The sequence below is a fragment of the Candidatus Dormiibacterota bacterium genome (genome assembly GCA_035544955.1).
Classification (GTDB): Bacteria; Chloroflexota; Dormibacteria; order CF-121; family CF-121; genus CF-13.
Genome location: DASZZN010000014.1, coordinates 12,394 through 39,238, shown reverse-complemented (window position 1 = coordinate 39,238; position 26,845 = coordinate 12,394). Strand labels below are relative to the sequence as shown.

The 26,845-nt window shown below is 65.5% G+C and carries 30 protein-coding genes; 17 read left to right on the top strand and 13 right to left on the bottom strand.

All coding sequences use genetic code 11. From position 1 onward, the window contains the following. Positions 1 to 94: 94 nt before the first annotated feature. The 11 genes from VHK65_05455 (at position 95) to VHK65_05405 (ending at position 10,372) form a co-directional block, all read left to right on the top strand. Complete coding sequence (locus VHK65_05455) at positions 95 to 1,384, top strand: Gfo/Idh/MocA family oxidoreductase (protein ID HVS05597.1); 1,290 nt, start codon at positions 95 to 97, stop codon at positions 1,382 to 1,384. Positions 1,385 to 1,411: 27 nt separating this feature from the next. After that, positions 1,412 to 2,680, top strand: coding sequence for a hypothetical protein (locus VHK65_05450; protein ID HVS05596.1), 1,269 nt, complete (start codon positions 1,412 to 1,414; stop codon positions 2,678 to 2,680). Beyond that, positions 2,656 to 4,029: an oligosaccharide flippase family protein gene (locus VHK65_05445; protein HVS05595.1), complete on the top strand. Its 1,374-nt coding sequence runs from the start codon at positions 2,656 to 2,658 to the stop codon at positions 4,027 to 4,029. The genes VHK65_05450 and VHK65_05445 overlap by 25 nt, the downstream gene beginning before the upstream one ends. Further along, on the top strand, positions 4,022 to 4,993 hold the full coding sequence (locus VHK65_05440; GenBank protein ID HVS05594.1) for a glycosyltransferase: 972 nt from the start codon (positions 4,022 to 4,024) through the stop codon (positions 4,991 to 4,993). The genes VHK65_05445 and VHK65_05440 overlap by 8 nt, the downstream gene beginning before the upstream one ends. Further along, positions 4,980 to 5,807, top strand: a complete 828-nt coding sequence (locus VHK65_05435) for a phosphosulfolactate synthase (protein ID HVS05593.1) — start codon at positions 4,980 to 4,982, stop codon at positions 5,805 to 5,807. The genes VHK65_05440 and VHK65_05435 overlap by 14 nt, the downstream gene beginning before the upstream one ends. Continuing rightward, positions 5,804 to 6,541, top strand: coding sequence for a 2-phosphosulfolactate phosphatase (locus VHK65_05430; GenBank protein HVS05592.1), 738 nt, complete (start codon positions 5,804 to 5,806; stop codon positions 6,539 to 6,541). The genes VHK65_05435 and VHK65_05430 overlap by 4 nt, the downstream gene beginning before the upstream one ends. Continuing rightward, entirely contained in the window at positions 6,538 to 7,800 is a 1,263-nt protein-coding gene (locus VHK65_05425; protein ID HVS05591.1) for an ATP-grasp domain-containing protein, read from the top strand. Before VHK65_05430 ends, VHK65_05425 begins: the two co-directional genes overlap by 4 nt. Further along, a complete protein-coding gene (locus VHK65_05420) occupies positions 7,797 to 8,789 on the top strand; it encodes a class I SAM-dependent methyltransferase (protein HVS05590.1) in 993 nt (330 codons plus the stop codon). Before VHK65_05425 ends, VHK65_05420 begins: the two co-directional genes overlap by 4 nt. A 2-nt stretch (positions 8,790 to 8,791) precedes the next feature. Beyond that, a complete protein-coding gene (locus VHK65_05415) occupies positions 8,792 to 9,049 on the top strand; it encodes a hypothetical protein (GenBank protein HVS05589.1) in 258 nt (85 codons plus the stop codon). 5 nt (positions 9,050 to 9,054) lie between these two features. Next, complete coding sequence (locus tag VHK65_05410; protein ID HVS05588.1) at positions 9,055 to 10,146, top strand: DegT/DnrJ/EryC1/StrS family aminotransferase; 1,092 nt, start codon at positions 9,055 to 9,057, stop codon at positions 10,144 to 10,146. Positions 10,147 to 10,207: 61 nt separating this feature from the next. Next, a complete protein-coding gene (locus VHK65_05405; protein ID HVS05587.1) occupies positions 10,208 to 10,372 on the top strand; it encodes a hypothetical protein in 165 nt (54 codons plus the stop codon). 12 nt (positions 10,373 to 10,384) lie between these two features. On the opposite strand, the gene VHK65_05400 is transcribed toward VHK65_05405, so the two are convergent. Beyond that, positions 10,385 to 11,131, bottom strand: coding sequence for a C1 family peptidase (locus tag VHK65_05400; GenBank protein HVS05586.1), 747 nt, complete (start codon positions 11,129 to 11,131; stop codon positions 10,385 to 10,387). A gap of 49 nt (positions 11,132 to 11,180) precedes the next feature. Here VHK65_05400 and gltX point away from each other — a divergent pair, with 49 nt between their 5' ends. Next, a complete protein-coding gene (gltX, locus tag VHK65_05395; protein ID HVS05585.1) occupies positions 11,181 to 12,602 on the top strand; it encodes a glutamate--tRNA ligase in 1,422 nt (473 codons plus the stop codon). Between the two features lie 11 nt (positions 12,603 to 12,613). On the opposite strand, the gene sodX is transcribed toward gltX, so the two are convergent. After that, entirely contained in the window at positions 12,614 to 12,940 is a 327-nt protein-coding gene (sodX, locus tag VHK65_05390) for a nickel-type superoxide dismutase maturation protease (protein HVS05584.1), read from the bottom strand. Positions 12,941 to 12,984: 44 nt separating this feature from the next. Between sodX and sodN the strand changes: the two genes are divergently transcribed. The 3 genes from sodN (at position 12,985) to VHK65_05375 (ending at position 14,478) form a co-directional block, all read left to right on the top strand. Then, the gene (gene sodN, locus VHK65_05385) at positions 12,985 to 13,422 is read left to right on the top strand and encodes a superoxide dismutase, Ni (GenBank protein HVS05583.1); all 438 of its coding nucleotides are present in this window, start codon (positions 12,985 to 12,987) and stop codon (positions 13,420 to 13,422) included. Between the two features lie 194 nt (positions 13,423 to 13,616). Further along, positions 13,617 to 13,832 carry a hypothetical protein gene (locus tag VHK65_05380; GenBank protein ID HVS05582.1) on the top strand — a complete coding sequence of 72 codons (216 nt, stop codon included), beginning with the start codon at positions 13,617 to 13,619 and terminating at the stop codon, positions 13,830 to 13,832. A gap of 64 nt (positions 13,833 to 13,896) precedes the next feature. Beyond that, positions 13,897 to 14,478 carry a dCMP deaminase family protein gene (locus tag VHK65_05375; protein HVS05581.1) on the top strand — a complete coding sequence of 194 codons (582 nt, stop codon included), beginning with the start codon at positions 13,897 to 13,899 and terminating at the stop codon, positions 14,476 to 14,478. Between the two features lie 258 nt (positions 14,479 to 14,736). Here the strand turns inward: VHK65_05375 and VHK65_05370 are convergent, their stop codons facing one another. Together VHK65_05370 and VHK65_05365 are read right to left on the bottom strand one after the other, a co-directional pair. Beyond that, entirely contained in the window at positions 14,737 to 15,597 is an 861-nt protein-coding gene (locus VHK65_05370) for a PfkB family carbohydrate kinase (GenBank protein ID HVS05580.1), read from the bottom strand. Positions 15,598 to 15,611: 14 nt separating this feature from the next. Further along, the gene (locus VHK65_05365; protein ID HVS05579.1) at positions 15,612 to 16,055 is read right to left on the bottom strand and encodes a hypothetical protein; all 444 of its coding nucleotides are present in this window, start codon (positions 16,053 to 16,055) and stop codon (positions 15,612 to 15,614) included. A gap of 91 nt (positions 16,056 to 16,146) precedes the next feature. On the opposite strand from VHK65_05365, the gene VHK65_05360 reads away from it, so the two are divergent. Then, positions 16,147 to 18,192: a thioredoxin domain-containing protein gene (locus VHK65_05360; GenBank protein HVS05578.1), complete on the top strand. Its 2,046-nt coding sequence runs from the start codon at positions 16,147 to 16,149 to the stop codon at positions 18,190 to 18,192. Here VHK65_05360 and VHK65_05355 read toward each other — a convergent pair. Together VHK65_05355 and VHK65_05350 are read right to left on the bottom strand one after the other, a co-directional pair. Then, positions 18,137 to 18,733: a molybdenum cofactor guanylyltransferase gene (locus tag VHK65_05355; GenBank protein HVS05577.1), complete on the bottom strand. Its 597-nt coding sequence runs from the start codon at positions 18,731 to 18,733 to the stop codon at positions 18,137 to 18,139. The genes VHK65_05360 and VHK65_05355 overlap by 56 nt on opposite strands. 21 nt (positions 18,734 to 18,754) lie before the next feature. Next, a complete protein-coding gene (locus tag VHK65_05350; protein HVS05576.1) occupies positions 18,755 to 18,961 on the bottom strand; it encodes a Flp family type IVb pilin in 207 nt (68 codons plus the stop codon). 169 nt (positions 18,962 to 19,130) lie between these two features. Between VHK65_05350 and VHK65_05345 the strand changes: the two genes are divergently transcribed. After that, positions 19,131 to 19,799, top strand: a complete 669-nt coding sequence (locus tag VHK65_05345; GenBank protein ID HVS05575.1) for a CAP domain-containing protein — start codon at positions 19,131 to 19,133, stop codon at positions 19,797 to 19,799. A 69-nt stretch (positions 19,800 to 19,868) separates the two neighbouring features. Here the strand turns inward: VHK65_05345 and VHK65_05340 are convergent, their stop codons facing one another. The 7 genes from VHK65_05340 to VHK65_05310 form a co-directional block, all read right to left on the bottom strand. Then, complete coding sequence (locus VHK65_05340; protein HVS05574.1) at positions 19,869 to 20,084, bottom strand: hypothetical protein; 216 nt, start codon at positions 20,082 to 20,084, stop codon at positions 19,869 to 19,871. A gap of 209 nt (positions 20,085 to 20,293) precedes the next feature. Further along, a complete protein-coding gene (locus VHK65_05335; GenBank protein ID HVS05573.1) occupies positions 20,294 to 21,046 on the bottom strand; it encodes an SDR family NAD(P)-dependent oxidoreductase in 753 nt (250 codons plus the stop codon). Between the two features lie 29 nt (positions 21,047 to 21,075). Next, the gene (locus VHK65_05330; protein HVS05572.1) at positions 21,076 to 22,026 is read right to left on the bottom strand and encodes a carbohydrate ABC transporter permease; all 951 of its coding nucleotides are present in this window, start codon (positions 22,024 to 22,026) and stop codon (positions 21,076 to 21,078) included. Further along, a complete protein-coding gene (locus VHK65_05325) occupies positions 22,023 to 23,051 on the bottom strand; it encodes a sugar ABC transporter permease (protein HVS05571.1) in 1,029 nt (342 codons plus the stop codon). The genes VHK65_05330 and VHK65_05325 overlap by 4 nt, the downstream gene beginning before the upstream one ends. Before the next feature lie 39 nt (positions 23,052 to 23,090). Then, entirely contained in the window at positions 23,091 to 24,395 is a 1,305-nt protein-coding gene (locus tag VHK65_05320; GenBank protein HVS05570.1) for an ABC transporter substrate-binding protein, read from the bottom strand. Positions 24,396 to 24,540: 145 nt separating this feature from the next. Beyond that, positions 24,541 to 24,672 (bottom strand): hypothetical protein, encoded by a 132-nt coding sequence (locus VHK65_05315; protein HVS05569.1) that lies wholly within the window; start codon positions 24,670 to 24,672, stop codon positions 24,541 to 24,543. 585 nt (positions 24,673 to 25,257) lie between these two features. Further along, the gene (locus VHK65_05310) at positions 25,258 to 26,817 is read right to left on the bottom strand and encodes a hypothetical protein (GenBank protein ID HVS05568.1); all 1,560 of its coding nucleotides are present in this window, start codon (positions 26,815 to 26,817) and stop codon (positions 25,258 to 25,260) included. Positions 26,818 to 26,845 lie beyond the last annotated feature (28 nt).

The following is a 26,845-nucleotide window of genomic DNA, read 5'->3' as shown; positions in this document are numbered from 1 at the left end:
CCTATGTGGGGGACACGAGTATACGATCTTGCCAGCGACCGAAAGAGGCTTTAGACTGGGAAATCACGGAAGGGAAAAAAGCGGAGCACCTTTAGTGAAGGAAAACGGGCACCAGCCAGGGAATGGGGTCAAGCACGCCCACCAGGATCCAGTGCGGGTCGGCGTGATCGGATGCGGCTATTGGGGCCCCCAGCTCATCCGAAATTTTTCCGAGATGCCCGAGGCGCAGCTGGCGGCGGTCGCCGATACCAGCCCGGACCGACTTCAATATGTGCGGCAGCGCTATCCAGGGGTACCCGTCTACGCGGATTACCGCGAGCTCCTCGCGTCGGACATCGAGGCGGTCGTGGTCGCGACGCCCATCGAAACCCATTTCAGCATCACCCGGGAAGCCCTCCGCGCCGGCAAGCATGCGCTGGTAGAAAAGCCGCTAGCGTTAAGTGTGGGCGAGGCGGCTTCCCTGATTGAGGTGGCCCGGGTCATGGACAGGACGCTGATGTCAGGCCATACGTTTCTGTACAACCCCGCGGTGGTCGAGCTTCGACGCCTCGTCAGGTCGGGTGAGCTTGGCCGCATCTTCTACGTCGACGCCGCCCGGCTGAGCCTCGGCCTTTTCCAGCGCCACGTCAACGTCATCTGGGACCTCGCCCCCCACGACGTCTCAATCCTGCTGTACGTGCTCGGGACGACCCCGGTCGCCGTGAGCGCGCGCGGAAGCTCCTGCGTACGTTCAACGGTCCATGATGTGGCGTACGTCGAGATCCAATTCGACAACGGGCTCAGCGCGCAGCTCCACGTCAGTTGGCTTGATCCCGCCAAAGTTCGCCGGATTACGGTGGTTGGTGACCGGAAGATGGCTGTGTACAACGACGTATCCACGACCGAAAAGATCCGCATTTACGACAAGGGCGTGGAGCCGCCACCCACTGACAGCTTCGGCGAATTTCAGCTCTCTTATCGAAACGGGCAGATCACCATTCCGTACGTCGCGTGGCAAGAGCCGCTGCGGACGGAGTGCGAGCATTTTGTGGAGTCTATCCGCACGGGTGCCACCCCACTGAGCGACGGTTACCAGGGTCTCGCGGTGGTGGCGGTCCTGGAAGCAGCCAACCAATCACTCATGAATGGCGGGCTTCGGGTGCCAGTCCGCATTCCCACGATAGTCGGAGTCGCCAGCAGGCAACCCGTGCAACAGGCCGAGAACCATCCCGTCGCCCCGACGGGCAACGGTCACGCGGTACAATCGAACGGTAATGGTCACGCCATCCCGTCGAACGGCAACGGACACCCGGTCGTTTTGGCTAACAGCCGCGACGTACCCGTCCACCCGGTTTCGTCCGTGACCGCCCCGGACGATCCAGCAGTCGCCTTCCCCGAGCTTTAGTCCGGGCGGCCCCGGATCCGGACCTTCGTGGGCTATCGATTCCGTGCCGCAATCTCCGCCCTTAGCCTGGCATTGGTTGCGGTTGGCCTCATCACCTTCGGTTCGCCATCGGGTCAGCCCGCGCCGAGCTCGACCGGGCCCCACTTCGCGTCAGTCAAGGGGCTCAACTATGGCATCCCCCTGGGCCTTGACGGGCGGTGGATTGGGACAACCTGGCTCCGCTCCGGGACTGGTGTCAAAGACAACTGGAACGTCGCCTACCCACAAATCGTCGCCGACCTCGACTTCGTCCAACAGCGCCATCTCGGTCGGGTTATCCGCCTGTTTATCGGACTTGATCAACTCATGGAGTGGAACGACGGAACGGGCTTCATCGGCTTTCACGAAGGAAGCCTCGCTAATTTCCAGCAGATGGTCTCGCTATTTGCCGCGCGCGACCTCCAAATGGTTGCCGTGCTCTACGACCAGGAGGAGACATCGAGCCCGGGCAACTTCCATTTCGAGGCCCTTGACGGTCAGCACGCCGAAATGCGCGCCGGCTACCTCAGGGCTACACAAGCGTTCATGGCGCGCTTTGGCTCGGAGCCGGCGATCGTCGCCTGGGACCTCTTCAACGAGGCTTATGGCAGCCTCGGACCCGATGCCGGCCATCCTCCTCCCCCAGCAGGCGATCCCATCAGTCCAAACTTCCCGGACAGCATCGTGCACGGCTTTCTGCACGACCTCTACTCCGCCGCTAAGGCAGCTGCGCCGCACTCCTGGCTCACGGTTTCCGACGGCAACCTCTACGTTCAGCCAGCCCCCGACCTGAGCCGCTTCGACGACATCCTCGACTTTTACGACCTGCATATCTATGAGGACCACCCGGCGCTGCGCGAGCTGAGGCGTAGGCTGGATAAGCCCTTCATCCTGGGTGAGGCGGGTGCCTCGTTAAAGGGCGACCATCTCCATGACCAGCGAATTGAAGCGACCGCGGTGCGCGATTTCCTCGACCAAGCGATAGGGTCCGGGGCGCTAGCTGTGCTGATGCATTCCATCTCCGACCAGAACCTCTTTCTGGCCACGCACGACCGGCTGACACCCGCGGGCGAAGTCCTCTCCAGCTTTAGCGGCCAGGCCAGCGGCAGGGCCAAATGGCCCATTGTCTCTGGCCCTGGATCGACTGTACTATTTGTGAAGCAGGAGCGCACCCGTTCTCTGACAGTGCTGCATGCGTCCGCAGCGGGCGCAACTATTCGGCCAGGAGGAAAGGACCGTTGGAACCGGGGATCGTGGCCTTACCTCCCGTCGGGCTGACGCCGGTGGGGGCTACGCAGAGCGGCCCGGGCGCCCTTTCTTCGTTCTCGCGGATCAGCAGGCTCGTCCAGCGGGTCGCACCCAAGAGAGGACTGCTTCGGTCGTCGGCCATCCTTTTCTTTGGCGGTACGGCGGCGCGCGCGATCGGCTTTCTCTTCTCGGTCGCCGCGGCACGCCTGCTCGTGCCTGCCGAGTACGGCCTGCTGGCGTACGGCCTCGCCATCGTTGGCTTCGCCTCGATTCTCATCTCCAGCGCACCAGCAGGCTTGGCCACCTTCGTCGCTCGCTACCAGGGAAATCCCCGCGAACAAGAACTGCACTTCAGCAATTGGCTGGCGGTCATCACCCTGCTGCTGGCGCTCAGCACCGTGTTGATGGTCCCGATCGCCGCCGTGGCCCGGCTGAGTCCGCCGATGCTGCTCGCCGTCATCGCAAACCTGGTCGGGCTCGCGGTGCTGCAAACCTACAAAGAAGCGCAGCGCGGGCTGGAGCGATTCGCCGCGATGACGATTTTCTACTTCTTGGCTAACGTTGCTCAGCTCATCGCAATTCTGGTACTGGCTGCGTTCGGCCGGAGAAATGCCGCCCTCTACCTTGCGATCTACGGGTTGTCGAGCGTTGCCGCCCTAGCCATTGTCCAGCCGGTCGCGCCACTGGCCCTCCGTTTCATTCGCGACGCGGTGGAATGGCAGCGGATGATGGCGGTCGCTCGCTATATCCAGCCGCTAGTGCTCCAGACGGTCTTTTTTGCCATCTGGTTCGGAGCCGACCTGATCCTCGTCCAGCGGCTGCTTGATTCGCAAGCGGCCGGTAACTACGCGGCGGCGAAAAGCCTCGCGAACGCCGTCTATCTCGCGCCTTCGGCCGTATCGGGTGCGGTGATGAGTCGGATTGCACGCATGCCACAGTTGTCCCTCGGTGGCTACCTGGGGCGGGTCCTGGTTTTTGCGACGATCGTAACCGCCCCGCTCCTGATGGTCTTCGTCATTTTCGGCAAGCCGCTCACGGACTTCATCTTCGGCAGCCGATACAGCGAGGTCAGCACACCGCTTGCGGTGCTGGCGATCGGGATGGCCTGCTACGGCGTCTACCTGGTTCTAGCGGGAAGTTGGCGAGGGCTTGGCAAGCCGGCCATCGATGCCGGAGCGACCGGCGCGGGCACCGTCGCCACCGTCGTCATCGGCTTGTTGCTGGTTCCGCGGGCCGGCCTGCTCGGAGCTGCCGTGGCCTTTTCTGCAGGCGCAGGGGTTCAGCTCGTGGTCATCGGTGCCTACACCATCCGGCAAGTCAGCGCCGGCCGTATGACGCGGCTCAACGCCTTCATGGGACAGGGTGCAAGCAATGAATGACCTACGAGCATCGGTGCTCATCCCCACGTACAACCGGCGCTCCTTCCTGATGCAGACGCTCAACAGCCTTCAGGCGCAGTCCGTCGAAAGCGGTGCCTTTGAAGTCATCGTCGCCATCGACGGCTCAACCGACGACACCGTGGAAGCGCTCGAGCACTTCAGGCCCACTTACCCACTCCGATGGATCACGCAGCGAAACGCGGGCAGCGCCGCTGCCTCCAATTCCGCAGCCCGCGAGGCCCACCACGAGGTACTGATCTTCCTCGACGACGATCAGATCGCGTCGCCTGACCTGGTCGCGGTCCATCTCGAGGTGCAGGAGCAACAGGGACCGGCCCTTGTCCAAGGCTTTTATCCTCTCGCCAAAGGCTACGACCGTCGCGGAGCATCCCTCATCTATCAGCACTGGCTCGAGCGCTCTGTCGCACCGCTCGACCGGCAGCACCGCATGTCTGCCGAGATCTGGAGCGCCAATATCTCGCTGACCCGCGATCTCTGGGCGCGGGTCCGTGGATTCGACGAGGGCTTTCGCCAGTACGGGAACGAGGATACAGACTTCGGAATCCGCATCGCCGCCATCGGTGTCCCCGTGGTCTTCGAGCCGCGGGCCCTTTCCTATCACCTGCATCACGTCAGCTATGGTGCCGCGCGGCGGCAAGCCTTCAGCGGCGGCAAGTCAATCGTGCACCTCGCACGCAAACACTCCCTTCCAATCGAGACCTTTATCGGCAGCCCGATCGACCAGGGGGTGACCCGCCGGTTGGCGTCGGCCTGGCGAGCTGCGCCGACGGCAATGGACGCCCTCGGTCGAACGCTGATCGCCAGCCTGTGGGCTGCGGATCTGCTGAGGGTTCGCCAGCTGCAACTCTTGATGGCGCGCGTGCTTCACCGCTACTACAAGGTTGGCGGCGTGGTCCTGGAAACCGCTCAATCTGGCACACGGGTGGAACATGGCGCAGCCTGAGCCGATGGCGGCCGGCGCGCAAACCGCTGCGTTCCTCGGCGCCCTTGGCGTGCCGGAACTGCCGGCGCGGACGAGCGCCTTCGACCCCGGCTATGACCCGGCTACCGTCATTAGTCATCTCGAACAGAGCGGCCGTCTGCTGAGTCGGTTAAAGCTGTCGATGGCCACCTGGTTGCTCGCCGATGAGTCTGCTACGCGGGCCAAGATCGGGGCCGCCAAGCGTCTGAATGTGCCACTGGTCACCGGAGGCGGACCTTACGAGATCGCCAAGGAACGGGGCTGCCTCGAGGAGTACTTCGCGCTCTGCGCCAGCCTTGGCATCGAACGGATCGAGGCGGGCGAAGGCTTTACGGCGCCGATGGCGCCTGAAGATGTCATCCGCCTCGCCCGGCAATTCGGCCTGGAGGTGCAGGTCGAGCTGGGCGAAAAGCAAGGTGGGGCGTTCACCAGGACGGTCGCCGAGCGGTTGGTCGAACGAGGCCATCGCTGGCTGACGGCCGGCGCGAAACAGATCGTGGTCGAAGGGCGGGAGAGCGCCCAGGGCATCGGGCTGTTCGACGAGACCGGACGGCTGAATACCGATTTCGCCGAGACCTTCGTCTCGGCCTGGGGCATCGCGACTACTGTCTTCGAAGCCCCGACCAAGCGGAGTCAGTTCGACCTGCTGACGCATTTCGGTAACGACGTGAACCTGAGCAACGTCCGCATGGAAGAGATTCTTCGCGTCGAAATCTACCGTCGCGGCCTGCACGCCGACTCCTTTTATCGGGAACTCGCGCCAAGGCCGCGCCCCGGAACCGAGGGGCGCCGATGAAGGGTACGGTGGTTATCGATTCGCTCCCCGAGCGTACTGCCCGCTACCTGAATACGCACGCCGTGGTCGCCGTCGACGCCTTTCGAGCGACGACGACGATCGTCACCGCGCTGGCCCATGGACGTCGGGTCTTTCCCGTCGCCTCAGTTGAGGAAGCTGCCGAGGTGGCAGCCGGGCTAACCAATCCCCTGCTGGCCGGCGAAGTGGCCGGGGATACACCGGCGACCTTCGAAATCAATAACTCGCCCTATCGGCTGGCCAGCCGATCCGACCGACGCCCGCTGGTGCTCCTCTCATCGGCAGGGACCAAGTTGCTAGCTAACGCCCGGGGTTCCCGCGCGGTTTACGTCGCGTGCTTCCGCAACTTGTCGGCCACGGCGGACTACGTTGCACAGCGCCACGAGCACATTGCCGTCATCGGAGCCGGGACCCGGGGCGAGCCGAGGGCGGAAGACCAGCTGGCCTGCGCTTGGTTTGCCCTCCGTCTGACGCAGCTTGGTTTTGAACCGGAGAATCCCACCACACGACAGGAAATTGATCGGTGGGCATCGGCGGATATTGCGTTGATCAACGACGGTCCAAGCGCAGAGTACCTGCGCAGCACCGGCCAAGGGGACGACATCGGTTACGTGCTGTCCCATATTGACGACCTCGACCTTGTGGTCGTCATGGAGGGCCAGGAAGCGACGACGGTCGCTGCTCATACGGCGGCGCGAGGAGGCTGGAACTCATGACTCGCCGCCCAGCGCTGCTCGTACTGGTTCCACCTGCATGGATTGGTGGCCTCGGTACCATGCGCAGCCTCGGACAGCTCGGCGTGCCAGTTTACGGCCTTGCCCACAGGCGGCGGCTCGTGCCCAACGCCTCGCGGTACTGCGCTGGGACGTTTCCGATTGGCGACGAAGGACGTCCGACTGGCGAGCCGGCGACGCTGGTGGCCGGCTTGCTAGCTGCCGGCGAACAACTGGGACCGGGCGCCATTCTCCTCGCCGGCACGGATGAATGGGCCGTCTTCGTCGCCGAACATGCGGAGCAGCTGCAAACCCGGTTTCGCTTCCCGCGCATGAGCGCTGACCTGGTGGCCTCGCTTGCCTCCAAGGAGGGCCTCTACCAGCTCGCTGGCGAGCACAACGTTCCCACCCCGCGAATCGCAAAACCGGCCAATGCGCAGGAGGCTGCGGCCCTGGCATCGACGCTGCGTTACCCGGTGATGCTGAAGCCGGTCGTCAGCCGTCCCGACGTGACCTTCAAGGCGGTCGCAGGGAACGCCGACAGCCTCCTGGCCGCCTATGAGCGGATGGAGGAGGCTCCGGAGGCGCCCAACGTCATGCTGCAGGAATACATTCCGGGACGGGACGAAGACGTCTGGATGTTCAACGGGTACTTCGACGAGAACTCGCGCTGCCTTGCGGCATTCACCGGAAGGAAGCTCCGTCAGCAGCCTGCGCACATGGGCCATTGCTCACTCGGGGTCTGCCGACAGAATCGCGCAGTGATCAAGACCACGCTTCGGTTTCTGGGGGCAGTCGGCTATCGTGGGATCGTTGACATAGGATACCGGTTCGACCACCGCGATGGTCAGTACAAGATCCTGGACGTCAATCCACGCCTGGGTGGGGCATTCCGTTTGTTTGTCGATCGGAACGGCCTAGACGTCGTGCGAGCGCTTTACCTCGACTTGACCGATCAACCCGTGCCCGTTACCGTTCCGCAGGACGGCCGCCGCTGGCTGCGAGAAGATTCAGAGCTCTTATCCCTGGTCCAGTACCGCCGCACCGACAAACTTCGGCTGGGGGACTGGCTGCGGTCATTTCGCGGCGTGCAGGAGACAGCGACCTTCTCGCTGGTTGATCCCGTTCCGTTCATCGCCAGCATGTGGCATTTGGTGAGCGAAACGGTCCGAGGTCGCTGGCAGCGGGTACGCCGGCGCCAGGCTCAGGCGTCGGCTCAGCGACCGGCGGCTCGTATCGAGTCGACGGCGGCGGTCAAATGACGGCCCACATGGGTCCGGCCAGCCTGCACCGAGATCCCGTCGGGGAGCGTCAAGCGGAGCAACGCCGCGTCATCGAGGGACACTTCGAGGCGGCTGCGCGATTTTGGGATGAACTCTATGACCGCGCCGACGTCGCGACCTGGCTCTTTCGCGAGCGCCAGGCTCGAGCCCTCGCCTGGGTCGACGCCCTGAACCTCCCGCGTGACGCTCGCATCCTCGATGCGGGATGTGGCGCCGGCCACGCGGCGATCGCCCTCGCCCGTCGTGGCTATCACGTGGATGCTATTGACCCGGTAGCCACCATGGTCGAGCTCGCTCGTCGCAATGCGGACGAGGCGGGACAAGGCGACGCCATCGAGGTACGCGCTGGCGATATTCATGCGCTCGAGGCGGAGCGCGACCATTACGACCTGATACTTGCTCTGGGGGTCGTGCCGTGGCTGCATTCGCCGGGCCAAGCGCTCGCGGAGGTGGCGCGGGTGCTCAAACCTGGTGGCCACGCGATTGTCACATGCGACAACCGCCGCGGACTCGTCTACCTGATCGATCCAATGCGCGGCGCCTGGCTCGAACCCGCCCGCCGGACGATTTCGGCGGTCCTTCGCCGCGCTGGGCTGCGCCGCACGCCGCCCCACGGTGCTCGGGCAGAGTTTCACCGCCGCCGCGAGCTAGACGCGCTGCTCTACCAGGCCGGGCTTGCAAAGCTTTCGTGGCGAACGCAAGGCTTCGGACCCTTCACGTTGCTGGGCCACAAGCTGCCCGACTCGATCGGCCATCCCCTGCAAGCGCAGCTACAGCGCCTCGCCGATCGCGGCATACCCGGCCTCCGCGCCGGTGGCTCCGGGTACATGGTGCTGGCTCAAAGAGCGGCCATCGACCCCGCGCCGGAGATCCATCGGCGCGCGGACGTGTCGGCGGGCGCCAGCGTCGTCGCCGGAACGCGAATCTGGAACGATGCCCAGGTTCGAGGGCGCTCGGATCGGCGCTGACTGTGTGCTGGCGAAGGGGCGTGTACATCGACATCGGGGTGACTATCGGCAATCGCGTCAAGCTCGAAAACCGCGCCTCCATCTTCGAAGAGGCGACGGTGGCCCACGGGGTGTTCACCGGCCCACATAGCTGCCTCCTCAATGACAAACGCCCCCCGGCTATCACGCCCGACGGTGCGCTCAAGACGCGGGCGGACTGGCGGGCGCAAGGCGTTGTCGTCGCTGCCGGGGCATCGATCGGCGGCGGCTACGGAGGCTAAGACCAATGGGTGACACCGTGATCCCGATCGCGCGACCACAGTTTGGCCCGGAGGAAGAGGCGGCAGTCCTAGAGGTGATGCGGTCCGGAACCTTCGCCCAGGGGCCGCGGGTGAAGGCGTTTGAGGAGTCTTTCGCTGCCGTGACCGGTGCCGACTATGCAGTCGCAACCTCCAACGGCACCACCGCCCTGTACCTCGCATTGCTAGCGTCGGGAGTCGGCCAGGGGGACGAGGTCATCACGAGTCCGTTAACCTTTATTGCGACCGCCAACGCAATCGCCCAGACAGGCGCCCGCCCCATTTTCGTTGATGTCGACGACACCCTCAACCTCGATCCCGAGTTAGTTGCTGCAGCGATCACCTCACGGACCAAGGCCATTATTCCGGTGCACCTCCACGGCAATCCCGCCGACGTTCCTGCCTTGCTCGATTTGGCTGCCAAGCATGGCCTGCTCCTCATCCAGGACGCCTGCCAGGCGGTTGGTGCAACCATCGGAGCAACACCGCTTGGAACGCTGGCGACGGCCGTCTACTCCTTTTACGCGACGAAGAACCTGACGACCGGTGAGGGGGGCATGATCACCACGAACGATGCGAGGCTCGCAAAGGCATGCGCCAGCCTCCGACACCAGGCCTACGGGGACGAGCCTTATACGCATGATGCGGTCGGTTACAACTTTCGGATGACCGAGATCCAGGCCGCCATCGGACTGGTCCAGATCCAGCGGCTACCCGGCATCACGCAGCGTCGACGCGAAACCGCCTCGTACTACGACGAGCGAATCGCGCCAAAAGGATTTTTCAGGCCCCGGACGGGCCGCGGCCGGACACATGTCTACCACCAGTACACCCTGCGGGTGACGGACCCCCTCAAGCACCCACGTGATGCCGTGAGGGAGACGCTGGCCGCGGTCGGAATCGGGACGGGCGTCTACTACCCGGTCCCGGTACATCGTCAACCCGCCTATCGCGCCTACCGCGACACGCCATGCCCCAACGCCGAACAGGCTGCCATGGACATGATTTCGATCCCGGTCCACCCCGGCGTCTCAGATTCAGACCGCGAGCGGGTGGCGAACACCCTGAGCCACCTCTAGGCCCTACTCACCAAAGGGCGTTTTGAGGCGTTCGTACGCGAGCGCGACCAGGGTCTCCGCTGTGTACTCCCAATTTCGCGCGGTCGTCGATACGATCAGCCTCAAGCCGCTCGGTTTCAAGGGCACTGGGCCTGAGGCTGCAACCCTGGCGGTCGACCTAACGACCGACATGCTCTACGTGATGGTTACCCGCGCCGGAATCGTCGGCGTCTATCACGACCCCTAAACGCGCGCTGCGTCAGCCGCCATCGGGCGCGTTGACCATGCCCCAGGCATCCATCATGAGGGCCTGCAGCGTCGCGTAACCGATATGCCCGAAGCCGTGGTCGCCCCACTGGCTTCCCCAGCTGTTGGCGAACTTGAACATGCGGTTTCTGCGGTCGAAGCCGACGATGCAGATCGCATGGCCACCCAGGAATTCGGATCCGGGCTGCGGCATCGGGACGATGCCGCCCGGCGCATCCATGAAGGGCTCGTGCACCATGACCCCGGCGATGAAGCAGTTCGTCATCAGGTAGGCCTCCATCTCGACGATGCTGTTGAGCCGCGCATAGCTTTTCGCCCGGTAGGGCTCGGCCGCGTGGCGCTGCTCCGCGGTAGGCGGGACGTTGATGCGCTGCACGGCATAGGGCATGCAGGCAAGACTGCAGACACCCTGCTCCTGGATGATCTTCATCGCCTCACGGATCGTCATCCCGTCATCCTCCGGCTGGTTGCGCCGCTGGCTGTAGATGTAGAGGGGCGAGAATTGGTGCTGCGGATCGTCGAGCGTCCAGTGATGCTCGAGTCCTTTCTGGAAGGACTTGTCGTAGTAGGCCGTGGCGCAGGCGACGCACGTGCCCGCCGGACCCTGGTCGAAAACTGGCGGCAGCGCCGGCGAGTGATCCACCTGCTCGGCCAGCGGGGCCGCTTTCAGGAAGGTCGCCACGTTGAAGTCGCGATGGTCGTAGGGGTCCTTGATGCAGCCGAGCGCGTACCGAGGCATCGAGGGTGTGACGAATGGCCGGCGATTTTCCGCTGAGTACGATGGTCGGATGGCCCAGGTGAACGAGCCGGTCCGTGTCCGCTACGCGCCCAGCCCGACGGGTGCGCTGCACCTCGGCGGCGCCCGCACGGCCCTCTTCAACTACCTGTTCGCTCGGCAGAAACGCGGGCAGTTCCAGCTGCGTATCGAGGACACCGACCGGGCCCGCCTGGTTCCCGGCAGCCAGGCGCAAATCGAAGAGGGGCTACGCTGGCTCGGCATGACATGGGATGAGACGCCACTCATCCAGTCGGAGCGCAAGGCGATCTACCAGGAGGCGGCTGCCGGCCTGCTCGAATCGGGCGCGGCCTATCGCTGCTTCTGCACGCCGGAACGCCTCGAGCAGATGCGGGCCGAGCAGCGCGCTCGCCACGAGCCGGAGCGGTACGATCGCCGCTGCCGCTCGATCACGAAAGATGAATCCGAGCGCCGAGCCGCCGCCGGCGAGCGCTTCGTCGTGCGCCAGGCGATGCCCGCCGAGGGAACGACTACGCTGCAGGACCTGGTGATGGGCACGGTCACCTTTCGCAATGACACGCTCGACGACCATGTCCTCCTCAAGTCGGACGGCTTCCCCACCTATCACCTCGCCTTCGCCGTCGACGATCACGCGATGCGGATCAGCCACATCATCCGTGGCGACGGCTGGCTGCCGTCAGCGCCCAAGCACCTCTTGCTCTTCCAGGCGTTCAACTGGCTGCCGCCGGCATTCGCCCATCTTCCGCTCGTGCTGGGATCGGACAAGAAGCCGCTCGCCAAGCGCCACGGCGCCAAGGACGTCCTCGAGTACCGCGAGGCCGGCTACCTGCCCGAGGCGGTCGACAACTTCATCGCCTTCCTCGGATGGTCACCGGGCACCGACCAGGACATCTTCACCATGGACGAGCTGATCCAGGCCTTCGACCTCAGCAAGATCCAGGCGAGCCCCGCGGTCGCGAATCTCGAGCGGCTCGACTGGCTCAACGGCCAGTTCATCCGCCGCTTGACGCCCGACCAGCTCGCCGCGCGGATTTCGCCGCTCATGCCCGCGGTCCCGGTGGCGGCGCTCACGCCATTGATGCCATTGGTGCAGGAGCGGCTGCGCAGCTTGAATGAGGCTCCCGACATGCTGCGCTTTTTCTTCGAGGAACCCGACACCTACCGGCCGGAGCAGCTGGTCCCCAAGGGGCGCGACGGCGCCGCCGCGGCCACCGCGCTCATCGAGGCGGCCACCACCTTGCGCGCGCTCAGCGATTGGACCCCGGAATCGATCGAGGCCGCGCTGCGCGCACTCGCGGAGCGCGTGGGTTGGTCGTCGCGCGACTTCTTCATGGCGTTGCGGGTCGCGGTCACCGGTCGCACCGTGACACCGCCGCTGATCGAGTCGATCAGCCGCCTGAGCAAGGACACTGTCGTGGCCCGGCTGGAACGCGCCGCACGTACGCTCGCCTAGCCGGCGCCTCGCTAGAGCCGAGCCGGTGGGAGCGGCCAGTAGCGCCAGCGGACGCGGGCCAAGAGCAGGTCACGGGGAACGGCGCCAAAGATCCGTGAGTCCGTGGCTCCAGGGGTGGCGGGATTGTCACTCACCAGGAAGGCTGCCCCGTCCGCCTGCAGGGATTGGATCCGCTTGATCATCGTGACGCTCGGGCGGTCCGGGCGCCGGGCTACGACCACATCTCCGACTCGGAGCGGCGTCATGCCATCGATCGGGCGGGCAACGACCAGCGCCCCGGATGGTAATCGCGGTGCCATGCTCTCACCATTTACGCGCAGCGGGTAGACTGGCTTCAGAGTCAGTCGTTCATCGTATAGGAGGAGTTGGCACCATGAATTTGATGGAGTGGATTCGTCCGAGCAGGACGGTCGAGGCCCATTGCGATCTTCCGTGCGGCATCTACGACCCCGAACAGGCCCGCATCGAAGCAGAGTCCGTTTACAACATCATCAAGAAGTACAACGACTCGAAGGACGAGGTCTACCGGCAGCGGGCGATCGTCATCAAAGAGGAGCGCGCGGAGCTAGCCAAGCACCACATCGACGTCCTCTGGAGTGATTGGTACAAGCCCGAGAAGCACGATGCCAAGTTCCCCGAGCTCAAGGACGCCCTGAAGGCGGCTGTCTCCCAGGGCTCGAAGGTGAAGGGCTCGGTCGACCTGGCGGATGCCCAGAAGTTCCTCGACCTGATCGACAAGGTCGACCAGATCTGGGAAAAGGCCGGCGGTCCGCAAGAGACGCGCGTCCCGCGCGCAGCGGCAACCCCGACCCGCGCTTAACCCCTCCGTTCACAGAGACTTAGCGGCCGGCTGCGGCCTACGGCCGTGTGCCGGTCTGCGCCAATGCGCAGCTCGGCGTCAATTAGCGAAAGGCTCTTCGTAACCGTCGAATCTCTTGTGAGAAAGCGTTACGGAATCGTGGCCGCCAACCGCGAACAAGCCGATGAATACTGGACGTTACGAGGATTAGAGAGATGCACGAGTCAGGAAATATCCTCTCGCTCCGCTTCGGCTCACCGGCGGTTCCGCATGCGTACCGCACCCCCGCCCAGCTGACCTTCTGCTACCAGTGCCACTGTGCCGTCGACCTCGGCGCGTCGACGACGGCGCTGCGCTCCGGACACTGGGCGCGGATCGGCACCTGCGCCCACTGCGGGACCACGATCACGCGGATCCTCAAGGCGAGCTAGCAAGCGCCCGCTCCGTGACCCTTCCCCTTGAGGGAAGGGAAATGGCTCGCGGTAACATCGACCAGTGACCTCCCGGCCCTCCCGGCCAGCGGCGCGGCGCGCCCGCCGGGCCGCTCCCAACCCGGACGCCGTCGAATCGCACAGCGTCAAAGAGCAGGGTCGACCTGACAAGGCCTCCTACGCGATGATCCTCGCCTTCGCGGCCGCGCTGCGCTCCACCTGCCTCAGCCGAAAAGTTGGTTGCGTGATCGTGCGCGACGGCCAGGTGATTGCGACCGGCTACAACGGCACCCCCAAGGGCACCTGGCACCCGGAGGAGTTTCCCCGCCCCTGTCCCTGCGTCGGCGGCGTCAGCGGCGCCGACCTCTCGCTCAAGTACTGCGCGCACGCCGAGGCCAACGCGCTGGCGCAGAGCGCTTACCGCGGCTCATCGACGGCGGGCGCCGACATCTTCTGCACCAACTTCCCCTGCATCGAGTGCACGAAACTGCTGATCAGCGCCGGCATCCACGCCATCTACTACGTCCATGGCTACCCGGACGCAAGCGGCTTGCGCGACCGTTACTTGAGCCAGGCGGGGATCCCGAGCCACCCTATCGCGTGGTCGCGGATCCAGCCGCACCTGTCGGCGCTGGCGAAGGGGTAGCCGGGGCGTCGACCGCGGCAGGCTCCACGAAAAAGGAGACGCTCAACGCGGGATGCGGCCTTACGGGAATCGCGGCCGTGGACGGCAGCAGCACCGCGCACGCGATGGCGGCGATCAGCCAGCGGCGCCATGACGCCCCCACGGAAGAGCAACGGCCCGGCTAGGCGGCACCAACCCGCCGTCGCCGGGCTGCTCCAGCCGCGCCATGCCGGTGTTACATATGCGGGAATGGCCCGCCGGTAGCGTCGAGCCGCGATCTCAGGCGGGCGCCGGCTGGCGGGGCGCGCCCGCCCGGCGCACCGACTGCGCGTAGCGGACCGAGTCGGCGGCGGCCTTGCGCGGCGCCACGCGGTGCGCCAGCGCGACCCAGAACGCGGCCGGTCCGGCATATCGATCGCGAGGCGCATCCTCGCCCGCCTGGGCGGGACACCAGTGGACCCGGCCCCCCTCGCGCAGCAGGACGCCGCCGTCCTGTTCCGCCAGGTAAACCAGTCGAGGTCCCATGCCGGCGAGCAGCCGCAGCGCCTCGCGGCCATCCGCCGCGCCGAACAGCACGCTCGCGTCGGACGCCTGCAGCGCCACGCTGTCCACGGCGGCGAGCGCCGGCTCCAGCACGCGGCGAGTCATGCGCGCGTTCGTCCACCAGAGCAGGTCGGCTTCGAGGAGCAGCGCGGACCGCCCGCCGCGCGCCCGAGCCCCGCTAATCGCGCCCAGCGCCGCCGAACGGGCGGGCTCGACCGAGAGGCTGTAACCGGAGATCACCGTGAGCGCGGCCGTCACCGACGCCGGCGGCAGCTCGTCGAGCCGCAGCGCAACGTCCGCGCCGCGCTCGACCCGCCGCAGCTGGGGCTCACCGTCGGGCTGATGCCAGATGGTCGTCCGCAGCCCCGGCGCCTCGAGCAGCCAGCGAAGATCCACCCGCAGCCGCTCGAGCGAATCGCGCACCCGGCGTCCCGCCTCGTCGGCGCCCACTTTGCCGACGAGCGCGGTCCGCGCGCGCAGCGCCGCGGCATGGGCTGTGAGCCGGGCCGCCCCACCGCCCAGGATTCCCGGGCCACTCGCCGCCGCGCGTTCTTCCGCCACGTCGCCCACGGCGAGCCAGTCCAGGGCCCCGCTCATCGGGGTCATGATAGTTAGTCGCGGTCGTCGGGCTTGTGGCCGCCAGGCTGCGGACTGGGACCGCCCCGAACAATCGGCGCGGGCGGCTGAGAGGGGCGCGGCTCTGGCCGTGGTGATGCGACCGGTACGGGCGATGCGACCGGCGCCGCGGGCGCGGCCGCGACGGATGCGGCGGGTGTGCTCGCGACTCGATGCGCGACGGCCGGCCGCGCCCACAGCCGCGTCGCGGGCGCCGTAGCCACGAGCGTGCCGAGCGCGAGCTTCCCGCTGGAGGTCCACGATTCCGTCCGTTCCTGGGTGTCGACGGCCGGAACCGCGAGCGAGAGGTGGAGCTGGCGACTGCCGACGGGACCCAACACCAGCGATGTCATCTGGTAGAGCGCCAGCGCGGCGCCGGCAATCACCAGGGTGCCCAGCGAGAGCGCCCGATGGCCGGCGACGCCAATCGTTCCCGACATGCCATGCATCCTAGGGACCAGATGTTTCGACCCGGTAGTCCATTCGGCCCATTACGGCAGCCATTCGGAGGAGGGCCGCTAGCATGATCCAATGGCAAATCGGCTCGCGCAGGAGACCAGTCCCTACCTCCTCGAACATGCCAACAACCCGGTCGACTGGTATCCATGGGGCGAGGCGGCGCTGGCGCGCGCGCGGACCGAACACAAGCCGATCCTGCTGAGCATCGGCTACAGTGCCTGCCACTGGTGCCACGTCATGGCCCGCGAGTCGTTCGAAGATCCGCAGACCGCCGCCTCGATAAACCGCGACTTCGTCGCCATCAAGGTGGACCGCGAAGAGCGGCCCGACCTCGACCAGGTCTACATGCGTGCGGTGCAGGCGATGACCGGTTCCGGCGGGTGGCCGATGACGGTGTTCGTGCTGCCGGACGGCAGGCCATTTTTTGCGGGCACCTACTTCCCGCCGAGCGATCGTTTCGGGATGCCGTCGTTCCAACGCGTGCTGGCCGCGGTCGCGGACGCCTTTGCGAAACGCCCGGCCGACGTCGAGGAGACGGCTGCCCAGGTCCGTGATTTTCTTAACCGCCCGTCGGTGCCGCTCGCGGTGGGCGAGCTCACACTGGCATTGCTGGACGAGGCAGCCGCGGGGCTTGCGCGCGATTTCGACACGGTCCATGGCGGCTTCGGCGGCGCACCCAAGTTTCCGCAACCCATGCTCGTCGAGGTGCTGCTGCGCCACCACGTCCGAACCGGGCAAGCCGCTGCGCTGGAGATGGCACTGCAGACGTTACGCGCGATGGCGGCCGGCGGCATCCATGACCAGCTGGGCGGTGGATTCCACCGCTACAGCATCGACGACCACTGGCTCGTGCCACATTTCGAAAAGATGCTCTACGACAACGCGCTGCTGTTGCGCGCCTATCTCGATGCCTGGCAGCTGACGCATGATCCCGCGTTTCGACGTGTCGCCGAAGACACCGTGGCGTTCGTGCTGCGCGAGATGACCTCGCCCGAGGGCGGCTTCTACTCGAGCCTCGACGCGGACAGCCAGGGCGAAGAGGGGCGCTTCTATCTGTGGACACCGCAGGAGCTGGAGGCGGCGCTCGGCGCCGATCAGGCCGGCTCTGTCGCTGCGGCGTTCGATGTCACGGGCACGGGAAATTTCGAGGGTCGCAACATCCTGCACCCGGTGGCGCCCGGCGCGATCGAGATCCTGGACGCGGCCAGCGACCGGCTGATAGCATTTCGGGAGCAGCGCGTGCGGCCGCATCGCGACGAGAAGGTGATCGCCGGCTGGAACGGGTTGATGCTGCGCGCGGTTGCCGACGCCGGGCGCGTGCTCGACCGGCCCGACCTCACGACGGCCGCGCAGGCGACCGCCGACTTCCTGCTCTCGCACATGCGCCACGACGGACGGATGCGGCGGAGCTACAAGGACGGCCGCGCACCGCTCGCCGGCTACCTCGAGGACCAGGCGGCCGTCGCCGACGGGCTGCTCGCCCTCTACGAAGCGACTTTCGACCCCCGATGGCTCGACGAAGTGCGGGGCCTGGTGAGCGAAATGGTGACCGCGTTCTGGGATCCGGCGAGCGGGGCGTTCTTTGACACCGCGCAGGACCAGGAGCGACTGGTGGCGCGACCCCAGGATGTGACCGACAACGCGATCCCGTCGGGCACCTCTCTCGCGGTCGATGTGCTGCTACGTGCCGGGATGTTACTGGGCGAGCCATCATGGGTCGACATCGCGCGGGCGACACTCGAGCGGCTGGCGCCGACCGCCGCCAAGGCGCCGCTCGCGTTCGGGCGTCTCCTCGCGGCTCTCGATTTCCACCTCGCCCGGACCGTGGAGCTGGCCGTCATCGGCGAACCCGCCGACCCGCAGACGCGTCGACTCCTGGAGGTCATGCGCGAGCGCTTTCTTCCCAATCGACTGGTCGCCGTCGCGCCGGGCGAGTCGGCCATTCCGCTGCTGGCCGACCGGCGCGCACTCGACGGCAAGGCGACCGCCTATCTCTGCGAGGGCTTCGTCTGCCAGGCGCCCACGACCGACCCGGCGCAGTTGGCGCGTCAGCTTGAGGCGTTCACCGCGAAGCCGGTTGCGTCGCGAGCCAGGCCCCGTAATCGGCGGGGGTGTTGATGTTGCGGAATGAACGCAACTCCGGATCGACGGCGCGCAGCTCCTCTGGCGTCAGGTAGCGGACGTTGCTGGCCGCCAGCAGGCTCTTGATGCTCCGCTCGCCGGAAGCCAGCAAGCCATCGATGCGGGAGACCAGCGCCCGATCGTAGAGGGCGCAGACGCCCTGGGGCTCCGCGTCGAGGCGCGGCACGACGGCGTCGTAGCCGGCTGCGAGTCCTAAAAACAGGTGGGCCAGCGCCGGATCGGCGTCCGGCAAATCACAGCCGACCACCCAGACGTGCGGGTAGCGGGCCGCCGCCAGTCCGGCATGCATCCCGGCCAGCGGACCGAGGCCAGGGTAGCGGTCCTCGACCATCCGCACGCCCGGAAGCGTGGGCCGGTCAGATCCGCCGGCGACGATCGTCTCATCGACGACCGGTGCCAGCCGGCGAGCTAGGTGCTCGATCAGCGTCCCGTGGCCCGCCGGCAGGCTCGCTTTGTCGCGACCCATGCGGCGGCTGAGGCCGCCGGCAAGGATCACGAGACTGCAGCCGCCGCCCATAGGCAAGAGCCTACGCGACGGCTACTGCCCGAGAGCGCCGCTGATGTTGCAGAACACGTTCTGCACCTGGTTGCCCAGGATGATCAGCACGACGACCACGACCACCGCGATCAGGACCAGGATGAGCGCGTACTCGATCATCGATTGGCCCTGCTCGTTGTCGGTCAAACGCCGAATGAGTTCACCGAAATGCATAAACCGGATTGTGAAGGAGTGACCTTTCGTCATTTGTTACAGGACCGTGTCGAATACGCGATGCGGCGATGTCTCGCCGTTACCGCCACAGAGCGGCCGGTCGACGGCGATGTCGCAATCCAGGCTGCAACCTTTCGACGGCGCAACCCGGCCTGAAGGGGACGGGTTGTACGTCCAGCATCTTCGGAGGGAGGTATTCGGCATGTCGTTCATCGCCTCACGTCTGGGTTCCGGCGTCGTCGCTTTACTGGTGACGGCCGGGCTGACCCTGAGCTCGACACCCGTCGAGGCCGCCGCGCCAAAGGCCGCCGGCAAGACGGTCGTGCGCTGCATCGTTCGGCACCACGTGCGCCACTGCGTGCGGGTGGCCATACACACGCCCACGCGCACCACCAAAAAGATCCCGGTTGTTCACAGGCCGCAGCCGCAGCCGAAGCCGACGCCCGTGACGGCCGGCCCCACCGCGCCGGCGGGCAGCCTCGTCGCACAGGAGATCGCCCTGGTCAACGCCGACCGCAGGGTCGCCGGCCTTCCAGCGTTGGTCGAGTCCGGGGCGCTGGATCGCATCGCCACCGCGCGGGCGCAGGACATGGTGGTAAATGGCTACTTCGGACACTACCGGCCCGGGCACACCACGCTGGCCGTCCTCGAGCTGCTTCGGGCCAACGGCCTGCCTTTCACCTGGTATGGCGAGAACATCATCTGGGAGTCCGGCCAGCCGGCGGCATCGGTCGCCACTCACTTCAATACCTGGTGGATGAACTCGCCAGAGCACCGCGCCAACATCCTCAACACGCACTACGGTCACATCGGCATCGGGGTCGCCGTCAGCGGGTCGCGCGTCTACATGGTGGAGGACTTCACCAACTAGCGCGTCGGTCGCTCTCGTGGGCATGAAAAAAGACCGGCACCGGCCGGTCTTTTCTTGGCTGGCCTGGAATTACTTGGACGGAGAAACCGAGGCTGCGATCGAGGGTGCATTCGATGCCGGATTGTTGATGATGGTCGTGCTGCCGCCGCCAACGCCGAACCAGTGGCCGACCGCAAAACCGTAGAACAGAATGGCCAGGATGACGATCACGGCGATCAGGAAGATCGCCACCACCGCCGCGTTGGAGCCGCCGTCGCCGTCGCCGTGCTCGTGAACGACTGCCATGAATTAACCTCCCTGGTACCCTGATGAGTTAATTGATACCGTGGCTATCATAACAGTTGTCTACGCCGCCGTCAATTGTTGCGAGGGGCAAGCGTCCTGGCCGCTCGGTGAGGAGGCCCCGATCAGGCCTCCTGAGGCGGCATCCCTACGCGAAATTGCCGATGTGAATTGTGTGGAAGGCCTGTGAATAAGCCAGACCGTTAGCGAGCTCAGCTGTGGCGGGCGACGTCGCGCACGGTGGCCTGGGCAATCGGCCTGACGACCATCTCGTCGATGTTCACATGGGGCGGCCGGGTCACCACCCAGACGATGCAATCGGCGATGTCCGCGCCGGTGAGCGGCTGCATCCCCTTGTAGACGTTCGACGCCCGTTCCTGGTCCCCCTTGAACCGCACCAGGCTGAATTCGGTCTCCACCATGCCGGGCTCGATCTCGGTCACCCGGATGGGCTCTCCCATGAGCTCGAGCCGAAGCGTTTTCGTGATGGCGCGGACCGCGTGCTTGCTCGCCGTATACCCCACACCGCCGACGTAGATCTCGAAGCCCGCCACCGAACCCAGGTTGACGATATGCGCGCGGGGCGCCCGCCGGAGCAAGGGCAGCATCGCCTTGGTCACCCGCAGCAGGCCCAGCACGTTCGTGTCCATCATCTGCACCCAGTCTTCGTCATTGCCCTCGGCGAGCGGCTGGAGGCCGGCCGCCAACCCCGCGTTGTTGATCAGGACCTCGACCTGGTCGTATTCCGCCGCGATCGCGTCGACGAACGCGGCGATGCTGGCCTGGTCGCGCACGTCGAGTGGCAGGCCCCGGCCGCCAAGCTCGCGGGCGACCGCCATCAGCCGATCCTCGCGGCGGGCGCCGAGCACGACCGCGAAGCCGGCCTTGTGGAGGCCCCGCGCCGTCGCCTCGCCGATTCCCGAGCTGGCACCGGTCACCACGGCAACGCGCTCAGATGCTGCCATTCGCTAACGGTGCTACGCGGCGCTGAAGGTCAGCCCTTGACCGAACCAGCCAAAATGCCGCGAACGAAGTAGCGCTGCAGCGCGAAGAACACGATGAGCGGCACGATCATGGAGACGAAGGCCGCTGCGGTCAGATACTGGATGTTCTGCCCGAGGGATCCAACCAGGTTGGTCAGGGTGACGGTCAGGGGAGCCACTTCGGGCGTGCCGCCGATGTAGATCAGCGCCACCAGCAGGTCGTTCCAGACCCAGAGAAACTGGAAGATGACCAGCGACGCGATGGCGGGGACCGACAGCGGAAGGATCAGGCGGAAGAAGACGGTGACCGGCCCGGCGCCGTCGATCTCGGCCGATTCGAAGAGGTCCTGGGGCAGCACGCGGAAGAAGTTTGCCAGCAGGTAAATGGAGAACGGCAGGCCGTAGCCGGTATGGGCGATCCAGATCGCCAGGAATCCGGCGTTAAGGCCCAGCGGGAGCGTGTTGCCCGAGGTCAACCCGAAATGCACCGCCAGGGTGAGCAGCGGGATAAAGGTCAGCTGCAGCGGCACCGCGAGTAGTCCCACCAAGGCGAGGAAAATCCAATCGCGCCCCCAGAATTTCATCCAGGAGAACGCATAGGCGGCAAAGGCCGCGATGGCCGTCGGAATGATGGTGGCCGGGATCGTGATCATGAAGCTGTTGAAAAAACTGGGAGCAAGGTCGGAGGCGCCCAGCACGTGGCGATAGCTGTCGAGGGTGAATTTGAATGGCGGCGCCAGCGCCGTCCACCAGCCGCTGGTGTTGAACGCGCCGCCGGACCGGAAGGAGTTTATCAACAGCCCGAGCGTGGGCACAGTCCAGGCCAGCGTGAGGGCAATGACCGCCACCTGGAGGCCGGCGTTCGACGCACGAGCCGACAGTCGCTCGGTCCGCACCTTTGGTCGGCGCGCCGGGGCTGATGTGGTGGGAGTCGGGACCGGGGTCGTGACCACTACGCTCATCGCCGGGACTCCACAGCTCGAAACTGGCGGAGGTTGAAGATCAATACAGGGACTACGGCCAGCAATAGGATCACGGCGAGCGTGCTGGCGTTGGCGTTGTTTCCGGCGCTGTAGAGCTCCGCGTACATCCGCCTCGCCAGGATATCGGTGTTGTAGTTACCCGCCGTCATGACGTAGACGACATCAAAGGCTTTGAGCGCGAAGATCACCATGGTGGTTCCAACGACGACGATCGTCGGCATCATCAGCGGCAGGATGATCCGCCGGAAAACCGTGAGCTCGTTGGCCCCGTCCACCCGGGCCGCCTCCAGCAGCTCGCCGGGAATGCCCTTGAGCGCTGCCGAGAGGATCACCATGGCGAAGCCAGTCGCGCCCCAGACGCCGATGAAGATCAGCGCGAAGTTGTTGTAGCGCGTGTCCTGCACCCAGGTTTGTGGCTGACCGTGGAACAGATTGACGACGATGGCATTGAGGGTGCCCGTCTGGGCGACGTCAGGCGGGCGGTAGTAGTACATGAACTGCCAAATGATCGCCATCGCCACGAACGAGATCGCCAGCGGCATGAAGATCAGGGACTTGACCGGCTTTTCGTACGGGACTCGATCGGCCAGCACCGCCAGGAGCAAGCCGAAGATGAGCACAAGCCCCGGGTAGAGAAGCAGCCACAGAAGGTTGTTCCGTAGGACGATCAGGATGCCACCGTCGGTCAGGAGCCTGGTGAAGTTTCCCAGACCAACAAACGTGCTCCCATGGCGGTCGAAGAGACTTCGAAAAATCGTGCCGAACATCGGGTAGACGAGGATCACGCCGACGATCACGATCGCCGGCCCAACCCAGACCCATGGCCGGACCGACACCTGGCTCCGCTTGGGTAGGCGCCGGACCAGGATGTCAGCGCCCACGATGTAGGCCGCCAGAACGAGCGGCACGCCGATGACCACCAGCATCAGCGCCGGCAGGTTGACGGTCAGCAGCGTTTGCCAGTCCACCTGCAGCGTTGGGAGCCCGGTCAACGGCGTGCTCACGTCCATTGCCGCTACGTCGTCAGTCGAGTCGTTGTCGTGTTAGGGCGACGCATAGGCGGTCACTTGCTTCTTGTCGAGGTCCGCCAGGATGGAATCGAGCTGCGACTGGTTCTGGGCGAACTTGAGGGCCGCCGACCAGTAGGCCGACTGCATGTCGCTCGGCATCAGGTCACCGGCATCGTAGCGTCCGATCTTGGTATCGACCACCACCTGGGCCAGGGACTTGGAGATCGGATCGGGGTAGTCGCTCAGGCTGACCTGCTTGTTGATCGCGATCTTGCCGCCGCCGCGCTTGACCCAGATGTCCTGCGCCTGCGCCGTGGCCAGGTATTTGAGCATCGCGCGGGCCTGGGGAGTGTCCTTGGTCATGACGAAGGCATCACCGGCGAGGACGTGCGCCCCCGCGTTGCTGCTGTTCACATCGGGCAGTGGAAAGACGGCGTAGTCGGTGCCAGCCACAGGCTTGGGCGTGTAGCCGTCGAAGAAGGAGGTGATGAACGAGCCCTGGTTGAACATGTAGCACTTCGGCGGGCTGCTGAAGAGCCCCTGGCCGCCGTCACCAAAAGTCGTCGCGATCATGTACTGCGAGCCGCCGTAGACATTGCTGTCACCGGGGCCGAGGATGCTGCCCCATGTCGTCCAGGCCTGCTTGATTTCGCTTGAGGTCCATTTCTGCTTGCCCTGCCACCACTTGTCGTACACGGTTGGTCCCGACTGGCTCAAGACGATTTCCTTCACCCAGTCGGTTCCCGGCCAGCCGGAGGCGGCCTGGTTCTCCATGGCGACGCACCACGGCTTGCCGCCATCGGACTTTATCCTGGTCTGGAGCGCCATCAGATCGTCCCAGGTCTTGGGCACCTGGTACCCCTTGGCCTGGAAGGCCTTGGGGTCGTACCAGACAAGGCCTTTGAGCGCCGCCCACGCATACAGCGTGACCAGCTTGCCGTCGACCTTCCCGAGATTGATCCAGTCGGCCCCGTAGTTGGCGTTGAGCTGGCTCATGTCGAGCTTGTCGTCGAGCGCGACGACTTTACCCGCCCTTGCCAGCTGGATGAGCGTCCCGATGCCGGGCGCCGCGGTGATGTCGGGCGGGTTTCCGGCCGCGATCTTGGTCTGGAGGATGGGACCGAGATCTCGGGTTGCCTCGAACGAGATCTTGACGCCCGTCTGGTCGGTGAACGGTTTCATGACCGCGTCGAACGAGTCCTTCTCGGCCCCGCTCCAGGTTCCGAGGACGTGGACCGTTCCGCCGATCTGCCCGGATGACGTCGTGCTGCTACCGCATGCGGTGACGCCGAGAACCACAATGGCCATCGCGGCCAGAAGTCGGGTTAACCTTCCCATTGATTCCTTCCTCCCAATGACCGGGACACCGGCCCGGCGCGGTCGCCATCCCGTGGGGTCGCCCATGACCCTGTGAGCGAGTCTATGACCGGCCTTGCGCTTTGTCAATCGGGTTCCGCTCGACCCGTCGAAGGATTAGGAAGTATTAGCGCCGTTTCGCGGTTTTGGTGATGGGGAGGACGATGGCGGCGTCAGTTTTCGCCCGGCGGTTGAAGGCGAGGAGACCATTGCGCTCCTGCTCGATATCTGTGAGCTGCGTGTAGCAGAACCCTTCCACGGACCCTCAGCCATCAGCGCGACGACCAACTCCCGGTATCGGGCCAAGCCCCGCGTAGGAGCTGACGCAGGCCGGTCCCGTCCGCATTGATGACATAAATCGATTGGTCGTAGTCTGGGTTGTTTGGGTTCCCGTCTTGATCGTTCACGAACACGATAGTCCCTGAAGTCTTCGTGGAAGCTTCCGCCTTGCCGACCGGCGGTGAGCCCTTGGAGCCTGCCGGCGATCCACCGCAGGCGGCTAGCACAATACTGAATGCCGTCGCCAACGCGGCAACCCGGAGCACGGTTTATCTTTCCCTTCCGCTTTCTGCGACCATCACAACCGGTAACGCCGCAAAACGCATCGGAGTAACGATGCTACCACCCGGTGAACGAGACGCACGAGAAGCGCGGGTTTGAAGGCGATGGCCGGGTCAATTGGTCAGGGTTGGCAACTCTCTTTGTCGACCTGAGCCAAGCAATCCCTGATGCGCTGGGTCGCCTATTAGCTCCCCGATCCTTCGGCCCGTGCCGAGGGTGATTCTAGTTAGCAGTCAACAGGTTGAGGCTAAACCCGGCCGCAACTACCAAGCGGCTAATACATCTATGCGGCGATCTTACCCAGCCTGTCGCTACCCCGCCCACACGTTCGGGCGCGCCGGTCCCGCTGCACGCCGCCCTCCAGGTCGAGGACGAAGTCCCCGCGGCGGGCATAAGCATTGCGAAGTTCCTCCGAATTGCGATGAACAGCCAGTTCCGGAACCTGCTCCAGCGCCTCGGCCTCCAGGGCCCGGCGCCAGGGATGCGTGTCCGGCGCACCCGTTGTGCCGAGGAACTTCCGGTTCCCGCCCAGCCACGACTTAAGGGCGAGTGCCGCTGTCACCGTCCAAGTGATGGGCGCCTCGGGCTGGTTAGTGCCGGCGATCACCTCCGGTTCGGCGGTGCGAAGGTCGCGAGCCCGGAAGTCGTACATGACTCGCTGGTCGGGGCTGACGTAGAGGAACTCGACGTGAGCGCCGGCGACGTTGACCGCGTTGAGGAGCCGGATGCCCAGCTGGCGGGCCAGCCCTGGCAGTCCCTGCCGCGCAAGGCCCCTGGCAATGTCGAAGGTCTCCTTCATCCAGACGGTCCACTCGCCGTGGTAGTCCTGAAAGTCCACCAGGCCGCCTTCGCTCGCGCTGCGGCAGCGGATGCCGACCTCGGTCATGAAGTCAGGGCTGCAGATCCGGCGCACCAGCCCGGCCACATACAGATCGGCAGCGGGAAGCCCATCGAATAGTGCGGTGTCCAGCAGCAGGGCGCCGTTGGACGCGATGCTCTCAATCCATCTGGCCCCGCCACCGCCGTCTCGATCGAGGCCCATCGCGAAATAGCTTTCAGCCGGCATCCAGAGATTGCCGATGACGCACTCGCGGAGCCATTGCGCTCGGTCACGCCACTCAGCCGCGCGAGTTTCGAAAAGGCGCGCGGCGCCGAGTAGCGCATCGTAGGCGTAGCCCTGAACCTCGACGGCGGCGATCGCGGCGTCCGAGTTTGCCAGGGTTCCGTCGCGGTGGACGTACGAGGTGTTCGAATCCTTCCAAACCTGGAAAGGGATGCCGTGGGGGTTTCGGCGCTGGAACTCGACCAGCCCGAGCGGGGAGGCGTCCATTTTCCCGGTGATCCAGTTCACCGCCGCGAGGACGCTCTCGCGGACCGTGACCTGGCCGCCGTCGCGGCGAGTGACACGATCCGCCAGGATCGACTCGCCGTGGGTCGCGCAGTAGCGGGCCACCAGGCGGACAAAGAGTGGCGTCGCATCAACGCTGCCGTAGTAGGTCAGGGTCGTCTCATCGCCACCCCACCGCTCGGCCTGCTCCCTCAGCAGCCGCTCGGAGGCCGGCGAGATCCGCCGGCCGTCGACGTACAGAGTCCGGTGCTCGTGGTGGATTTTGCCGCGCTCCTCTTCGTTGCTGTGGGGACCGACGGGGGCGTCCACCGTACCCTGCAGCCGAGCCAGCGTCAGGATGATGTCGCGCGCCACGTGGGGGCGCAGGTGGAGCAGCGTCTCGCCGGCCGTCACCGAGTCGCGGCCGAAGATTGCGTTGCTGAACAGCCGGTCGCCGCTCCCGTAGAGCCCGTTGCCGTCACTGCGTAAGCGTGCGAGGTCGGCGAGGGCGCTCACCGCGGTACAACGCGACGCAGCGGTCGGT

Coding starts and splice junctions, on each gene's coding strand:
- VHK65_05440 (HVS05594.1), top strand. CDS start 4,022: ATGAATGACCTACGAGCATCGGTGCTCATCCCCACGTACAACCGGCGC.
- VHK65_05435 (HVS05593.1), top strand. CDS start 4,980: ATGGCGCAGCCTGAGCCGATGGCGGCCGGCGCGCAAACCGCTGCGTTC.
- VHK65_05430 (HVS05592.1), top strand. CDS start 5,804: ATGAAGGGTACGGTGGTTATCGATTCGCTCCCCGAGCGTACTGCCCGC.
- VHK65_05425 (HVS05591.1), top strand. CDS start 6,538: ATGACTCGCCGCCCAGCGCTGCTCGTACTGGTTCCACCTGCATGGATT.
- VHK65_05420 (HVS05590.1), top strand. CDS start 7,797: ATGACGGCCCACATGGGTCCGGCCAGCCTGCACCGAGATCCCGTCGGG.
- VHK65_05410 (HVS05588.1), top strand. CDS start 9,055: ATGGGTGACACCGTGATCCCGATCGCGCGACCACAGTTTGGCCCGGAG.
- VHK65_05400 (HVS05586.1), bottom strand. CDS start 11,131: ATGCCTCGGTACGCGCTCGGCTGCATCAAGGACCCCTACGACCATCGC.
- gltX (HVS05585.1), top strand. CDS start 11,181: ATGGCCCAGGTGAACGAGCCGGTCCGTGTCCGCTACGCGCCCAGCCCG.
- sodN (HVS05583.1), top strand. CDS start 12,985: ATGGAGTGGATTCGTCCGAGCAGGACGGTCGAGGCCCATTGCGATCTT.
- VHK65_05380 (HVS05582.1), top strand. CDS start 13,617: ATGCACGAGTCAGGAAATATCCTCTCGCTCCGCTTCGGCTCACCGGCG.
- VHK65_05370 (HVS05580.1), bottom strand. CDS start 15,597: ATGAGCGGGGCCCTGGACTGGCTCGCCGTGGGCGACGTGGCGGAAGAA.
- VHK65_05365 (HVS05579.1), bottom strand. CDS start 16,055: ATGTCGGGAACGATTGGCGTCGCCGGCCATCGGGCGCTCTCGCTGGGC.
- VHK65_05360 (HVS05578.1), top strand. CDS start 16,147: ATGGCAAATCGGCTCGCGCAGGAGACCAGTCCCTACCTCCTCGAACAT.
- VHK65_05355 (HVS05577.1), bottom strand. CDS start 18,733: ATGGGCGGCGGCTGCAGTCTCGTGATCCTTGCCGGCGGCCTCAGCCGC.
- VHK65_05350 (HVS05576.1), bottom strand. CDS start 18,961: ATGACGAAAGGTCACTCCTTCACAATCCGGTTTATGCATTTCGGTGAA.
- VHK65_05345 (HVS05575.1), top strand. CDS start 19,131: ATGTCGTTCATCGCCTCACGTCTGGGTTCCGGCGTCGTCGCTTTACTG.
- VHK65_05340 (HVS05574.1), bottom strand. CDS start 20,084: ATGGCAGTCGTTCACGAGCACGGCGACGGCGACGGCGGCTCCAACGCG.
- VHK65_05335 (HVS05573.1), bottom strand. CDS start 21,046: ATGGCAGCATCTGAGCGCGTTGCCGTGGTGACCGGTGCCAGCTCGGGA.
- VHK65_05330 (HVS05572.1), bottom strand. CDS start 22,026: ATGAGCGTAGTGGTCACGACCCCGGTCCCGACTCCCACCACATCAGCC.
- VHK65_05320 (HVS05570.1), bottom strand. CDS start 24,395: ATGGGAAGGTTAACCCGACTTCTGGCCGCGATGGCCATTGTGGTTCTC.